This window comes from Flavobacterium collinsii (assembly GCF_946903285.1).
Taxonomy (GTDB): Bacteria; Bacteroidota; Bacteroidia; order Flavobacteriales; family Flavobacteriaceae; genus Flavobacterium; species Flavobacterium collinsii.
In genome coordinates this window covers 4968538-4982281 of the sequence record NZ_OX336425.1, presented here as the reverse complement: position 1 = coordinate 4982281, position 13744 = coordinate 4968538, and the positions used below count along the sequence as shown (strand labels likewise).

Annotated in this window: 15 protein-coding genes; 9 read left to right on the top strand and 6 right to left on the bottom strand. The window is 35.7% G+C overall.

Features of this window, described 5'->3' with window-relative positions; translation table 11 throughout:
* The first annotated feature begins 570 nt into the window (after positions 1-570).
* From OGZ34_RS20000 to moaA, 8 genes are all read left to right on the top strand, one after another.
* The gene (locus OGZ34_RS20000; protein WP_263361476.1) at positions 571-1743 is read left to right on the top strand and encodes a molybdopterin molybdotransferase MoeA; all 1173 of its coding nucleotides are present in this window, start codon (positions 571-573) and stop codon (positions 1741-1743) included.
* A gap of 259 nt (positions 1744-2002) precedes the next feature.
* Positions 2003-2749, top strand: a complete 747-nt coding sequence (locus OGZ34_RS19995) for a sulfite exporter TauE/SafE family protein (RefSeq protein WP_263361475.1) — start codon at positions 2003-2005, stop codon at positions 2747-2749.
* Between the two features lie 134 nt (positions 2750-2883).
* A complete protein-coding gene (locus tag OGZ34_RS19990) occupies positions 2884-3456 on the top strand; it encodes a molybdenum cofactor guanylyltransferase (protein WP_173967552.1) in 573 nt (190 codons plus the stop codon).
* 6 nt (positions 3457-3462) lie between these two features.
* Positions 3463-4251: a uroporphyrinogen-III C-methyltransferase gene (gene cobA / locus OGZ34_RS19985; RefSeq protein ID WP_263361474.1), complete on the top strand. Its 789-nt coding sequence runs from the start codon at positions 3463-3465 to the stop codon at positions 4249-4251.
* A gap of 2 nt (positions 4252-4253) precedes the next feature.
* Positions 4254-4490 (top strand): MoaD/ThiS family protein, encoded by a 237-nt coding sequence (locus tag OGZ34_RS19980; protein WP_070907179.1) that lies wholly within the window; start codon positions 4254-4256, stop codon positions 4488-4490.
* 144 nt (positions 4491-4634) lie between these two features.
* Positions 4635-5066: a molybdenum cofactor biosynthesis protein MoaE gene (locus OGZ34_RS19975; protein ID WP_173967549.1), complete on the top strand. Its 432-nt coding sequence runs from the start codon at positions 4635-4637 to the stop codon at positions 5064-5066.
* A 9-nt stretch (positions 5067-5075) separates the two neighbouring features.
* Positions 5076-5990 carry a bifunctional molybdenum cofactor biosynthesis protein MoaC/MoaB gene (moaCB, locus tag OGZ34_RS19970; RefSeq protein WP_173967548.1) on the top strand — a complete coding sequence of 305 codons (915 nt, stop codon included), beginning with the start codon at positions 5076-5078 and terminating at the stop codon, positions 5988-5990.
* On the top strand, positions 5977-6984 hold the full coding sequence (gene moaA / locus OGZ34_RS19965) for a GTP 3',8-cyclase MoaA (RefSeq protein ID WP_263361473.1): 1008 nt from the start codon (positions 5977-5979) through the stop codon (positions 6982-6984). Before moaCB ends, moaA begins: the two co-directional genes overlap by 14 nt.
* 134 nt (positions 6985-7118) lie before the next feature.
* Here moaA and OGZ34_RS19960 read toward each other — a convergent pair whose 3' ends face one another.
* The 5 genes from OGZ34_RS19960 to OGZ34_RS19940 all read right to left on the bottom strand — a co-directional run bounded on the left by OGZ34_RS19960 (position 7119) and on the right by OGZ34_RS19940 (position 11178).
* A complete protein-coding gene (locus OGZ34_RS19960) occupies positions 7119-7796 on the bottom strand; it encodes a hypothetical protein (protein WP_263361472.1) in 678 nt (225 codons plus the stop codon).
* 508 nt (positions 7797-8304) lie between these two features.
* Positions 8305-8928, bottom strand: a complete 624-nt coding sequence (locus OGZ34_RS19955) for a class I SAM-dependent methyltransferase (RefSeq protein ID WP_263363150.1) — start codon at positions 8926-8928, stop codon at positions 8305-8307.
* A 3-nt stretch (positions 8929-8931) separates the two neighbouring features.
* A complete protein-coding gene (locus OGZ34_RS19950) occupies positions 8932-9645 on the bottom strand; it encodes an endonuclease/exonuclease/phosphatase family protein (RefSeq protein WP_263361471.1) in 714 nt (237 codons plus the stop codon).
* 161 nt (positions 9646-9806) lie between these two features.
* Positions 9807-10466, bottom strand: a complete 660-nt coding sequence (locus tag OGZ34_RS19945) for a response regulator transcription factor (protein WP_173967544.1) — start codon at positions 10464-10466, stop codon at positions 9807-9809.
* Positions 10467-10593: 127 nt separating this feature from the next.
* Complete coding sequence (locus OGZ34_RS19940; protein ID WP_263361470.1) at positions 10594-11178, bottom strand: DUF4202 domain-containing protein; 585 nt, start codon at positions 11176-11178, stop codon at positions 10594-10596.
* A 268-nt stretch (positions 11179-11446) separates the two neighbouring features.
* On the opposite strand from OGZ34_RS19940, the gene OGZ34_RS19935 reads away from it, so the two are divergent.
* On the top strand, positions 11447-12211 hold the full coding sequence (locus OGZ34_RS19935) for an META domain-containing protein (RefSeq protein ID WP_263361469.1): 765 nt from the start codon (positions 11447-11449) through the stop codon (positions 12209-12211).
* 164 nt (positions 12212-12375) lie between these two features.
* Here OGZ34_RS19935 and OGZ34_RS19930 read toward each other — a convergent pair whose 3' ends face one another.
* The gene (locus tag OGZ34_RS19930; RefSeq protein ID WP_263361468.1) at positions 12376-13656 is read right to left on the bottom strand and encodes a DUF2130 domain-containing protein; all 1281 of its coding nucleotides are present in this window, start codon (positions 13654-13656) and stop codon (positions 12376-12378) included.
* Positions 13657-13744: the final 88 nt, after the last annotated feature.

Genomic DNA, 13744 nt, shown 5'->3' with positions numbered 1-13744 from the left:
TTTTGGAATGTTTTTTAGCTATAAAAACAACTTAACTTGTTGTTATTTAGTGTTTTGTGTTTTTGTGTGAGATGTTAAAAAAAAGAATAAGCTTCTGTTTCTCCAATTAAAAAATGTAGTACTTTATACTTAATTTTCTAATTTTTAAGATCTTATCTCATTTTAAAATAAGGTAAAAACGTCAGCTAAAAGTCGTTGGAGCCTCCAAAAGAAGATTTTTTTAAAAACGTAACTTTTATAGGTACGACTTCATCATAAGAGTACGTGGTCGGAAAATGCATTTTAGGTTGAGGTGGGGTAATAAAGTAGAGAGGTTGATTAAAGTATTGTGAATTAGTTGTTTGTGTGTTAAGTTGTGTGTAATTTTATAGGTTGTAGGATCGTCCGAAAGGAAATTTCCGGAACAAAGAAACCAAAACCTCTGATCTTAAAAAGCTATTTGATTTTTTCGGGGAGTAATCCAAAGAATTAAGCTAAATTTATATTCTTAAAAAAGTGATAAGAGAGACTTTAGAGAAGTAAAAAGTTATGTTTTTACAAAAAGTGTTTTTTGCTTAAAAAACAACAGTTATGATTAGAGTGGAAGAAGCATTACAAAGAGTTGAAGCGAACTGTATCAAGATGCCCACGAAGCAAATAGCGATACGCAAAGCATTGGGTTATGTTTTGGCCGATAAGGTGATTTCGCCAATTGATATGCCGCCGTTTCGTCAATCGGCGATGGATGGTTATGCTTTTATTCACAGTATAAAACATCAATACGATATCGTAAGTACTTCTCAGGCGGGCGATCACTTAAATTTGAAATTAAAGGCCAATGAAGCAGTCCGAATCTTTACCGGCGCTTTTGTACCTGATGATGCAGATACGGTAGTAATGCAGGAACATGTCATCGCAAATAAAGATTCTATTTTGATTGCAGTCATGCCTTCAAAAGGAACAAATGTTCGCTTAAAAGGAGAACAAATGGCAAAAGATAATGTCGTTTTTGAAGCTGGGACTTTAATAACTCCTGCGGCAATTGGTTTTTTAGCCAGCTTAGGAATCACAGAAATTGAAGTGTACAAAAAACCGAAAGTGGCCATTTTAGTAACAGGAAATGAATTAGTAAAACCTGGTGAAAAACTAAAAAAAGGAAAAATTTACGAAAGTAATTCCGTTATGCTTCAGGCAGCTCTTGAAACGGCAGGAATAAACAAAACAAAAGTCTATCGCGTAAAAGACGATCTGAAAGCTACAAAAAAGTCATTAAAAGAGATTTTAAAAAAGTATGACATTGTTTTAGTTTCAGGCGGAATTTCGGTCGGAGATTACGATTTTGTCAAAGAAGCTTTATTGCACAATGATGTAAATGAACATTTTTATAAAATCAATCAAAAACCGGGAAAACCTATGTTTTTTGGGTCAAAAAATGGAACCTTAGTTTTTGCTTTACCCGGAAATCCGGCTTCATCACTGACCAATTTTTATATCTATGTTTATCCGGCAATCAGAAACAGAATTGGGCTTTCTGAAATTCACAGAACAAAAATCGTCCGAACGCTAAATTCGGATGTTAAAAACGATACAGGCAAAACATTATTCTTAAAAGCAAGATACGACGAAACAAATGTCACAGTATTAGAGGGACAAAGCTCCGCAATGCTCAATACATTTGCCGTTGCCAACGGTTTGCTAATCGTTCCCGAGGATGTTGAAGCCTATGAAAAAGGGACTTTAGTGACTGTATTGCCGATAGATTAAAAGGATTTTAGATTTTAGAAGCAAGAGAATAGAATAAAGAGAATAGAATAAAGAGAATAGAATAAAGAGAATAGAATAAAGAGAATAGAATAAAGAGAATAGAATAAAGAAAATAGAATAAAGAAAATAGAATAAAGAAAATAGAATAAAGATTTTTAGATGTAAAGAGATAGAAAGCGGTATAAATAAAAACATAGAGCAAACCTGAAACCTGAAACAAATAAACGGTTAAATAAATAAACGATTAAACCATTACAAAATGACCCTGCTAAGTTCCGAAAACCTATTACTATTTAGTTTTGCATTAATTGTTATTGCATTTTTATATTCTAGTGTGGGACATGGAGGAGCATCGGGATATTTGGCTTTGATGACTATTTTTGCTTTTCCGGTGGCGGTGATGAAACCTTCGGCTTTGTTGTTGAACTTGTTTGTATCAAGTATTTCGTTTTTCTTTTATTATCGAAAGAATTATTTCAAGCCAAAATTGTTTTATCCATTTGCAATAGCGTCAATTCCGGCAGCATTTATAGGCGGGTTTGTCACATTAGATAATACGATTTATAAAGCAGTTTTAGGAGTAGTCCTGGTTTTTGCAGCGTTAAGGCTGTTTGGGGTTTTTAATTTTAAAGAAAAAGAGGCTGTTAAAATCAACCTGATGTTTGCATTAACAATTGGTTTTGCAATCGGTTTATTATCCGGAATGTTAGGAATAGGCGGAGGTATAATTTTAAGTCCTATTTTATTGTTTTTGGGATGGGCATCTGTAAAAGAATCAGCGGCCATTTCCAGTTTATTCATATTTGTGAATTCTTTTGCGGGAATGTTAGGTTTTTTTATGGGCGGAAAAACAATCCCTATGGAAAGTTTTTATTTAGTTCCGATTGCAGTTGTTGGAGGAATATTGGGAGGATTTTACGGAAGTGGTTATTTCTCAAACAAAACCCTGAAAGTAGTTTTAGGAACCGTAATTTTAATGGCAAGCGTCAAATTGATTTTTCCTTAATAATTGAAAAATAAAAAGATAGAATGTATCTCTATCTTTTAAAGTTAAACTTTCTCTCATTTCAACCTGAAACAAAGAAAACTTGAAACTTGAAACTTGAAACAAAGAAAACCTGAAACAAAAACTAAAAAACAATGGAAACACTAACAGCATTTATTCTTTGTGGAGGAAAAAGTTCTCGAATGCAGTCAGAGAAAGGATTAGTTTTGTTTCGGGGAAAGCCATTTATAGAGCACATCATCAGCGCAATTTTGCCTATTACAGCAGAAATAAGATTGGTTACTGCCTCAAAAGAATATGATTATCTTTCTTATCAAAAAATACCCGATGTTATTGCAGATAAAGGGCCGTTAGGAGGAGTTTATACTGCTTTATTACATTCTGAAACCGAATTTAACCTAATTCTGAGCTGTGATATTCCGCTAATTTCAACAGAATTATTACAGGAGTTACTCTCAAAACATACGGAAGAAGCCGGAATTACCGTTTTTGCTTCGCAAAGCCGAATGCACCCACTGATAGGAATTTATTCCAAAAAGATGATCCCTTTTATTAAGAAGGCTATTGATACAAATGCACTAAAAATGATGGATTTGCTGGCAGGAATACCACATCAGATTATTAATCTGGATGAAAGTGAGATCATTCCTTTAACCAATATTAATTCGGCTGACGAATTAAATGATTTGAATGCCAATTTAAGTTAAAAGATTATGCAAAGCTTAAAAATACCAAAACTAACGATTGTAGGTGCAGGACCGGGTGATGCTGAATTGATAACGATGAAAGCTATAAAAGCTTTAGAGCATGCCGATGTGGTTTTGTATGACGCTTTGGTTAATGAAGAATTGTTGGATTATGCATCAAATGCTGAAATTGTTTTTGTTGGAAAACGATTGGGCTGCCATGCATACACGCAGGATCAAATTAACGAACTGATTGTGTCAATGGCACAGCGATACGGACATGTGGTTCGCTTAAAAGGAGGCGATCCGTTTGTTTTTGGAAGAGGAAGTGAAGAGATTGAATTTGCAGAACAATTTGGAATCGAAACGGCAATTGTTCCCGGAATTTCATCTGCTTTGGGAGTTCCCACCTCGGTTGGAATAAGCGTTACACAGCGCAAAGTAGCCGAAAGCTTTTGGGTGATTACAGGAACAACCTCAGATCATAAGCTGTCGAAAGATATCCATTTGGCTTCTAAATCGGATGCGACGGTAATTATTTTGATGGGAATGCATAAATTAGAGGAGATCATTGCTATTTATCAGCAGAACAGAACCGACAATCTTCCCATTGCCATTATTCAAAACGGAACGAAAAAAACAGAGCAAAAAGTGATTGGAACTATAAGTTCAATTGCTAAATTGGTTGCTGAAAAAAATATAACATCGCCAGCTATTATTGTCATTGGCGAGGTAGTGAAAAATACGTCAAGCTGGATTTCTTATTTTCAGGAACATTTTGAAGATGAGTTTATTTTTCAGAATTTAAATTTATAAAAATGATTGAGATTAAATATTTTGGAGCGGTTGCCGAAAGGACCCAATGTGAACTTGAAAAAGTACCTTTTTCGGAAGTGTCACTGCAGGAATTATTGCGTGATTTAGATCAGAAATATCAATTTGATTCGCTTGTTTTCAGCGTAGCAGTAAATCAAAAAATAGTTTCAAAAACAGTAGATTGTACTTTGCAGACCAATGATGTGGTTGCTTTATTGCCGCCATTTGCAGGAGGATAATCAAAAAGCAGAGCGTCTGTAAAGAAGTGAAAAAACATACAGGTTTATTGGCTATGAATTCGCAAGTTTTTTTGAATTAGAAAAATTCGTGAATTCGCGGCCAAAGAAAAATCTTTTTAATCTGTAGCAAAAAAAATAGAAGTAATGAGTAAAAATGTATTTGTAGAAGGGCCAATTAGTCCTGAATTTATAGCCGAGTCGATCGCAAAGCACCAATCCAAACACACGATTGGTGCGCATAATATTTTTTTAGGACAAGTTCGTGCCGATGTGATTCACGACAATACTGTTGTAGCTATCGATTATTCGGCCTACACTGATATGGCCAATGAAGCTTTGTATGCCATTCGCGAAAGAGCGTTTGCTAAATTTGATTTGACCTGTATGCACATTTACCACAGTTTGGGTATTGTAAAAGCAGGCGAAATTTGTTTGTTTGTCTTTGTTTCGGCAACGCGGCGCAAACAAGTTTATGAAGCAACAGAAGCCATTGTAAACTGGATTAAAACCGATGTGCCCATCTTTGGTAAAGAAATGTTTGAAAACGATACCTTCACCTGGAAACAGAATTCCTAATAAAATACAATGGTAGATATTACGCATAAAATAAGCACCTTAAGAAAAGCAACCGCCACCGCAATTGTAAAAGTTAGTAAACAAGAAACAATTGACGCGGTGGAAAATAATTTAGTGCCAAAAGGAAACGTACTCGAAATGGCAAAAACAGCGGGATTGTTTGCGGTTAAAAATACCCATTTATCGATTCCCGATTGTCATCCTATTCCTATTGAATTTACTTCAGTTGAATATAAGATCGAAGGTCTGGAGATTCAGATCATCTTTACGGTAAAAACCGTTTATAAAACGGGTGTTGAGGTAGAGGCGATGCATGGAGCATCAATTGTAGCCCTTACCATGTACGATATGTTGAAACCGATTGATAAAGAAATTGAAATTTCGACCATAAAATTAATTGAGAAAGAAGGTGGAAAATCGTCTTTTAAAAATAAATTTTCGAATGCAATAAAAGCAGCAGTTTTTGTTTGTTCCGATTCTATTTTTGCGGGGGACAAAGAAGATCGTTCGGGAAAAGTTATAGTCGAAAAATTAAATTCGTATGGCGTTGAGACACTGCATTATGAAATTATTCCTGATGAACTTGAGATTATTCAGGAAAGAACAAAAAGGTTTGCCAAAGAACATCAATTGGTGATTTTTACAGGCGGTACAGGTTTGTCTCCACGTGATGTTACGCCGGAAGCTTTATTGCCAATTTTAGAAAGCAGAATTCCGGGAATTGAGGAAGCGATTCGGGACTATGGACAGCAGAGAATGCCTTATGCGATGTTGTCCAGGAGCGTAGCCGGAACCGTGGGCAAGAGTTTAGTTTTGGCTTTGCCGGGTTCGACAAATGGAGCAAGAGAGTCTATGGATGCGGTTTTCCCACATGTGATGCATGTTTTTCATGTTTTAAAAGGTAAAAATCATGACAGCCTTTAACACTAGTTTGACGGATGGTTTTGGGCGCAGACACAATTATCTACGCATTTCACTGCTGGAAAAATGCAATCTGCGTTGTACCTATTGTATGCCTGCTGATGGCATTGCACTTTCTCCAAAAGCCAGTTTAATGACTGCGGACGAGATTTTTGGTATCGCTCAGACTTTCGTGCAAAATGGTGTTGATAAAATAAGATTAACTGGCGGTGAACCACTTTTACGAAAAGATTTTCCGGAAATAATTTCAAAACTGTCCGCTCTTGATATTTCAGTTTCGATTACTACAAACGGAATTTTGATCGATCGTCATATTGATGTTTTAAAGCAGTTTAAAATTAAGAAAATCAACTTAAGTCTGGATACGCTGGTTGCATCAAAATTTCATTCGATAACGCTTAGAAATCAGTTTGATAAAGTGGTTGATAATTTACATTTGCTATTGAATCATGATTTTCAGGTAAAAGTAAATGTTGTTTTGATGAAAGGTTTTAATGATAACGAAATTGTTGATTTTGTAAAACTAACTCGGTTTTTACCTATTTCGGTTCGATTTATTGAGTTTATGCCTTTTGCGGGGAACGAGTGGGACAGGAGTAAGATGGTTTCGCAAAAGGAGATTCTTTCTTGGGTAGGAAATGGTTTTTCAAAACAGGAAATTATCAAGCTCAAAGACGAAGAAAACTTCACGGCGAGAACCTATAAAATAAAAGACTTTCAGGGAGATTTCGGAATTATAAGTTCAATTACAAATCCGTTTTGTGACAGCTGTAACCGAATTCGCTTAACCGCTGATGGAAAAATAAAAAACTGTCTTTTTTCTAATGCAGAAACGGATCTTTTAACCCCTTTTAGAAACGGTCTGCCGATAACGGATCTCATTTCAGCAGCTGTTCAAAGTAAAAAGAAGGTTCGTGCCGGAATGGTAACGATGGATGAAATGAATGATCCTGCAAAACATTTTGATAACCGCAGTATGATCGCCATTGGGGGATAAATTACGAGTGATTTAAAAAGGTCCTTCTTTCGGCATTCAAAGTGATATTAGCTTTGTCCGGCTGAGCGAAGTCGAAGCCCCTCCTTAAACGCAAAAAAAGGTTCAACTTTTATCAAGTCAAACCTTTCTGAATATTATTTTTTCTTTTTGGCTTTTGCCTTTTTCTGAGCTTTAGCTTTCTTTTTTGCAATTTTTTTAGCTTTAGCTTTGTCTTTCGCTTTTTTAGCTTTTTCTTTTTTCTTAGCTGCAGCTTTTAGTTTTGCTTTTTTAGCTTTTTCTTTCTTTTTATCATTTTTAGCTTTCTCTTTTTTCTTAGCTAATTTCTTTTTGGCTTTGTCTTTTTCTTTGTCTTTCACTTTTTTGGCTTTTTTAGCGGCTTTATCTTTTCCGGTTTCCTCGGTTTTAACTGCCTGATTAGTATCTTCTTCTTTTAATTTCGTAACAGTTGTTTGTGCAGCAGTTTTTTCTACTGGCTTAGCGGCTGGTGTTACTACTTTTTTTACCGGTGCTTTTGCTGCCGGTTTTGGTGTAGTTGGAGTCGCTGCAGCCGTTTTCACAACCGCCTTGGCAGGTGCTTTTGCTGTAGTACTTGCGGCTTTGGTAACAGAAGCTGCAGGAGCTTTAGGAGTTACCGGTTTTGCTGCTGTTGGTTTTGCCGCTGCCGTTGTTGGTTTAGCAGGCGCCGCTTTACGAACGGGTGCTTTTTTAACAGGAGTGCTGGCAGGTTTTGCAGTTTCTGTAGCCGGTTGAACAGCTTCAGGTTTTACAGAATCGATTTTTTCCGGGGTGCTTTCTTCGGGTTTGTTTTCCATATTTTATGTGCTTTTAGGTAAGGTTATCGTCAGCAATGTAACTAAATTGTTAACTCATAGTTAAGTAAAGATAATTATAAAACATGGTATTCAATGTTAAGTTTTCTTATAAAATTTAATGTTAAGTATTTGAAAGTGAATTATTTGTTTTTTTAGCCGAAATATAAAGCCGAAATCTCTTAACAATTCTACATGGAAAAAGGGGGGGTAATTGTTAATTGTGAAATGTTTATTGTGAAATGTTTATTGTGAGATGTGAAATGTAAACTGTGAGCTGTAAACTGAAAACTGTACACTGAGCTCATTAGCCCAGATGGGAGTGGCATCCTTTTGTGCCGGGGTTCGGGACAAAAGATACAACGGACAGCTGGAAACAGCTCCTTATATTAAATATTATTTTAGAGATTGCTCCATTGTAATGAAAGAGAGCAGGACGCAATTGTTTGAGGGTAGGGAGGTGCGGTGTAGAGACGCATTAGAGCGCCTCTACAAATGTTTGTAAAAGGAATTACTTTTTCTTTCCGATAAATCGGATAACAGAACCTTTTCCGTTATGGAAAAGACCTTCATTGAGCTCGATTTCTTTTTCTTCCAGTGTGATGATTTCATAATCGGGAAAGTCAGATTGGATTTCTTCGATTGAAAACAAAGAAGCAATATCTTTTGGTCCGCCAACTTTATCGTTGATAGCTAAATATTCCAAGTGTTTTTTGCTGAACGCTTCAAAAAGAATGTAGCCGCCTTTGCGCAAATACTGATCCAGTGTTTTGTGTATTGCCGATTTAATTTCTGCCGGAAAGTGTGCATAAATTAAAGCAATGGTATCAAATTGTCCCGGCTGATAGTTTAAAGTTTCTAATTCTCCAATCTGATAGTCGATGATAACATTTTGAGACTGGGCAAGTTTAAGAGCCTTGTTTTTGCCTTCTGAACTAATATCGAACGCTGAAACATTCCAGCCCAGTTTAGCAGCATAAACGGCATTTCGGCCTTCACCTTCAGCGGGAAAAAGAATAGTTCCGATGTCTAGTTTTTCTAATGTTTCTTTTAAATAATTGTTGGGCGCGGTGCCATAGGCAAATTCTTCGGTGCTGTAACGGTCGTTCCACCGTTCGGTCCAGGAGTTGGTCATCATTTATATATTGAAGTTAATTATTATAGGTTTATGATCGCTAAGCATTGTCCAGTCTTGATAAGTACCAACTTCTACACTTTCTAAAACTTCCATAAAATCTTGCGAGGCAAAGCAGTAATCCAAATGATAGGGTTTGTTTTCATGGCGGTAAAGATATAAAGTAGGGTGCTCTTCTTTGCCTTGTTCTTGTTTGAAATATTTATGATACGTACTGAAAATTTTTTTTTCGCCCAGTTTGTTTACAACGGTTGTGTGATTTCCTTCTCTTCGAGGTTTATCCCAAATAGTGTTGCTGTTGAAATCTCCAATTAAAATGGTCTTGTGTTCCTTTATCAGATCTTCATAATAATTAATCGCTTTCCATACCTGAGTTACATATTGTCCGTCTTTATCCTGCGGATTATTGGCCCAGATGGCAAACAACGTAAAATCGATGTCTCCGCCAGTAACCGCTATTGGCAAAATGTTTTTGAATAAAGGATTGTGAGAGTCTAATAATTGAAACTTATAATTGCTATAGGAGAAAACGGCAAGTCCTTTGTGTGGGTTGGTTCCGTACCAAAGCAGGTCGTTTGGCAGTTTTGCATCGGTTTGGAATTTTAAATTTTCAGGATTTTCACATTCGGAGATTACGGCAATATCGGCATTATAAGCGTCAAGGAATGTTGCTTTTTTTCGAAATGCCATATTACAATTCCATGCTATAATTTTCATAAGCTGATTTTCTTGTCTCAGAAAAGATCCTCCCAAATATACCAAATTAATGAGTTTTATCAAGGAATTTGCATAACAAAAAATGCCCTTTTCAGAAATCGAAAAGGGCAGATCGAATATTGTAATTCCGAGCAAATTAGTTACGTAATTGTACGTAATTTTTATAACAAAGAATACTCGGTTGCTTTGTTTGAAAGCTCCATCAGGTTTTTTACTTTTAGTTTTTTCATTAAGTTAAAACGATGCACTTCGGCAGTACGCTTACTGATTTTAAGAGTTTCGCCAATTTCCTTATTTCCTTTTCCGGATAATAAAAGAGACAGAATTTCTTTTTCTCTCTTGGTAATCGTGATTTCTTCGGCTAAAGCTTGTTTGCGCCCTAATGAAACAGTACAATGCACAAAGTGATGAATCAAAATTCCTGAAACATCACCGCTGTAATATTTTCCTCCGTTTAAAACCGTATGTAATGCTTTTAAAAATTCTTCTTTGCTGGAATCTTTTAGCAAATACCCTTCGGCACCTGCTTTCAATGCACCTAATACGTATTCTTCAGATTCATGAGTGGTGAGTATAATAATCTTAACCTTATTATTTTCACTTCTAAGTTTTTCTACCACTTCAATACCGGTTAAATGCGGCATACGTATGTCTAGTATAAGTAAGTCTGGCTCACTTGTAGCAACAGCTTCGAGGGTATCTATTCCATCTGTAGCTTCGCCTACAACTTCTATGTTTACTTCGTTTTCCAACAAAGATTTTATCCCATCCCTTACAAAAACATGATTATCCGCGAGGACTACCCGAATCGTTTTACTCATTATTTATTTAATTGTTACTTCAAGACCCTACGTATATTGGTCTAAATTGACTACGCAAATATACGTAATATGAATGAAGAATTATGCAGAAGAAACTGAAAGGAATTTTTCTTAATTTAAAATTAAGCTAAAGACCTAAAGAGGCTTTTATCAGATTTAAGTTTTCTTCAGTATAAGTAATCTTCAAGGCTTCCTGATGTCCTTTGTTCGACATTTTATCCCAGGTTTTCTTGATGATATTTTTGAGTTTCTCTTCATCGTGTTTGTGCACAAACGGATCAAGGTAATATTCTAAAAAAACCAAACAAATTACATCTTCAAGCAGTTGCGTTTCGGCGTCTTTTTTAAGCAGCTTTTTTTCAATCAAAAATGAAACACGGTCTATAAATTCCGGGGCATATCCTACTTTCGTTAAAATTCCTGCAGTGGTTTTTGCGTGGAATTTTTTAAGCTCTTCCCTCCATTTTAAATAACCTACACGATCCATTGGGTACGATTCGCGTGCCACTTTCCATCGACAAATGTGCTGCGCTTTCGAAGCAATCTGAATTTCTTCTGAAGCTTTAGGTTCAAATTGCATCAATCGTTTATACATCCTGTCAGAATACAGTAATTCTTTCGGATACTCTATATTTTGATCGATTTCGATATTCGGATCCTGAGCGTTCTCAGCATCAATCAATTGGCTGGCTTTTTGAAAAGGTGTGTTCATTTTTTTAGTAAAAGAATAGAATTCAAAGATACTGAAATTAGTTATTACGTGAATTTTTTCGATTATCAGAAGTATAGATTTGTTTTACTGCATTCTTTCTAAGCAGTTAGAGTTGGTAGTATTTTTTAGTTTTTAGATTTTTTTTGTAATTGTGTTATTTTTCTTAAATTTAACAATAGGTTCTACTTAAAAAAATCATAAAAAACAGGCAGTAGTGATTCTTGGCTCGGTTTTTTCTAGTGTGGAGTCATAATAAAAATTTAATTATATGAAAAAAGTACTTTTACTATGCGCCCTAATGTCTGTGATCTTAAGTTGTAAGTCGGTTGCAGTTAAAAAAACAAACACAAAAGAAACAACTTCTAAAACAACTTCAGAAGAAGAGGACCTAAGTGTTTATTTTGAAGCTACTGGAAATGAACCATTTTGGGGATTAAAATTTGGAAAAGATAAAATTGTTTTTACATCGTTGATCGAAGGAATGGAATCCATTAGTTTTAAATCTGTTGAACCTATCAGAGCAATGGATGCCAATGTAAAGATGTATAAAGTAAACAATGGAAAAACTTCAGCTACCATTACCGTTCAGCAATTTGAATGTACGGATTCAATGTCGGGAACTGTTTCACCTTATACCGTTAAGGTAGAGATAAATGGTAAGACTTTAAACGGCTGCGGCAAATACATTACGGATTATCGTTTGCATGATATCTGGGTTTTAGAGGAATTAAATGGGAAAAAAGTGACTATTGCCGATTTTCAAAAAGAAATGCCAAGAATTGAAATTAACGCAGCGGAGAATAAATTCATGGGATTTGGAGGCTGTAATTCTATTGGGGGAACTATTTTCTTTGAAAATGGATTGTTGAGATTCTCTGATGTAGCTTCAACTATGATGGCTTGCTTGCCGAGTAATAAAGAAGGCGAGTTTGTAAAGGCATTACAAAGTACGACTACCTATTCAATTGGAGATCTAAGATTGATATTGTCTAATCCTGATGGAAAACTATTAGTGTTTAGAAAGGTAGATTAAATTCCGTCTTATAAAAAACTATAAAATTTGCCATTCCGATTGTGATGGATCTCTCGAGTTTAATGTTGTAAAAAAGCAACATTACTTAGAAGAATTCGTTGATTGGAATGGCAAATTGTATTTAAATAAAAATTGAAAGGGTAAAAAAGATACAGCTTGTGTAATTATTCCAGCTCCTTTGTTTTTTGTTCTTCATCGTCTTCGACAAAATCAAGTTCTAAAGCTCTCACTGTTTGAACGGCATTTCCGGCAATACCGCGAATCGAACCGTACATTCCCAAAGTATTGTGAACTACTTTTTCAATCTGCTTTTCACGTTGTTTCCAAATACGCTGCATGGCTCTTTTTTCTGAATCCAGATCACTTTGCATCTGTGTGAAACCTTCAACAATTCCTTCTACTTGTAAGCGGAATTCATTGCTGGTTAAAAAATCATACAACATCGACATCTTATCGCCTTTGTTTTCTTGTGCCTGAACAGCCTGGCTAACCTGTATTAAAGATTGTCGTAAAACAGCACTTAAACCTTTAAATTCTTCATAAGTACAAATCCAGATTCCGTCACGCATTCCCATGCGGTCCATTCCGGCAGGCATAACCTCGGTCACTAAAACACCAATATTCGCTCTTTTGGTTCTAATATCGTTTTTGAATTTTTCAATCCACGCGGGCTGAAAAGCTTTGGTACGCTTACTTTCGTAATAAATAGAACCACAATTTTGTACTTCTCGCGTATTTACCACCTGAAGGCAATCAGCTCCATTGGCACCTTTTTTTATTTCGTCGATCGTGTCTAGCGGGAAATTACTGGCCAGCCATTCTTCAATCGCGAGTTCCATCACTTCACCTTGCAACTGCATAGAACCTTGTTCCTGCTTGCGCTTCATTTCCTCGATCAGCTTTTTTTGATCGTCAGATTGTTTTTGGTATTCTTTTATTTTTAGTTCGTTTTTTTCCTCTTCTTGTTTTCGGATTTTATCACGTTCTAAAACTAAAGTTGCGTTAAGCTGTTTTTGAGCTTCAGCCTCGATTGTTTCTTTCATTTCCAGTTTTTCGCGTTGAAGCTTGGCAATTTCGCCTTCCATTTTATTAAGTTCACGAAGTTTTTCCGATTTCTCTGAAAGTTCTTTTTCCATTAGAAGTAAACGATCTTTATTTTCTTCTTCGAGTTTGGTTTTTAGTTTTTGAGTAATCTCTTTTTCGGCAACCTTTCTTTCACGGTCCAGTCGTTCAGCAAAAAGTTCATTCTCCTGCTTTTTCTTGGCTTCAAATTCAGCTTTTGCTTTTTCGAACTGCTCATTTTTAAGTTCCATTTCTTTGGACTGAGCGGTAGCTTTTTGTTGAAATTCTTTACGGATACTATCTTCCAATTGATGCTTCAAAACATCATTTACATCGATTGGTGTGCCACAATTTGGACACTGGATTGAAGATTGCTCAGCCATTTTTGTTGGTTTTATTTTGTAGAATTATAATTTGCTAAGGTATTTAAAAGTTCTCTTTTTATTATTGGGATTCTTGTTATAAATTGTA

What these genes read in the sequence shown, in the direction of transcription:
- OGZ34_RS20000 (WP_263361476.1), top strand. Translation starts at nt 571, where the DNA reads ATGATTAGAGTGGAAGAAGCATTACAAAGAGTTGAAGCGAACTGTATC.
- OGZ34_RS19995 (WP_263361475.1), top strand. Translation starts at nt 2,003, where the DNA reads ATGACCCTGCTAAGTTCCGAAAACCTATTACTATTTAGTTTTGCATTA.
- OGZ34_RS19990 (WP_173967552.1), top strand. Translation starts at nt 2,884, where the DNA reads ATGGAAACACTAACAGCATTTATTCTTTGTGGAGGAAAAAGTTCTCGA.
- cobA (WP_263361474.1), top strand. Translation starts at nt 3,463, where the DNA reads ATGCAAAGCTTAAAAATACCAAAACTAACGATTGTAGGTGCAGGACCG.
- OGZ34_RS19980 (WP_070907179.1), top strand. Translation starts at nt 4,254, where the DNA reads ATGATTGAGATTAAATATTTTGGAGCGGTTGCCGAAAGGACCCAATGT.
- OGZ34_RS19975 (WP_173967549.1), top strand. Translation starts at nt 4,635, where the DNA reads ATGAGTAAAAATGTATTTGTAGAAGGGCCAATTAGTCCTGAATTTATA.
- moaCB (WP_173967548.1), top strand. Translation starts at nt 5,076, where the DNA reads ATGGTAGATATTACGCATAAAATAAGCACCTTAAGAAAAGCAACCGCC.
- moaA (WP_263361473.1), top strand. Translation starts at nt 5,977, where the DNA reads ATGACAGCCTTTAACACTAGTTTGACGGATGGTTTTGGGCGCAGACAC.
- OGZ34_RS19960 (WP_263361472.1), bottom strand. Translation starts at nt 7,796, where the DNA reads ATGGAAAACAAACCCGAAGAAAGCACCCCGGAAAAAATCGATTCTGTA.
- OGZ34_RS19955 (WP_263363150.1), bottom strand. Translation starts at nt 8,928, where the DNA reads ATGACCAACTCCTGGACCGAACGGTGGAACGACCGTTACAGCACCGAA.
- OGZ34_RS19950 (WP_263361471.1), bottom strand. Translation starts at nt 9,645, where the DNA reads ATGAAAATTATAGCATGGAATTGTAATATGGCATTTCGAAAAAAAGCA.
- OGZ34_RS19945 (WP_173967544.1), bottom strand. Translation starts at nt 10,466, where the DNA reads ATGAGTAAAACGATTCGGGTAGTCCTCGCGGATAATCATGTTTTTGTA.
- OGZ34_RS19940 (WP_263361470.1), bottom strand. Translation starts at nt 11,178, where the DNA reads ATGAACACACCTTTTCAAAAAGCCAGCCAATTGATTGATGCTGAGAAC.
- OGZ34_RS19935 (WP_263361469.1), top strand. Translation starts at nt 11,447, where the DNA reads ATGAAAAAAGTACTTTTACTATGCGCCCTAATGTCTGTGATCTTAAGT.
- OGZ34_RS19930 (WP_263361468.1), bottom strand. Translation starts at nt 13,656, where the DNA reads ATGGCTGAGCAATCTTCAATCCAGTGTCCAAATTGTGGCACACCAATC.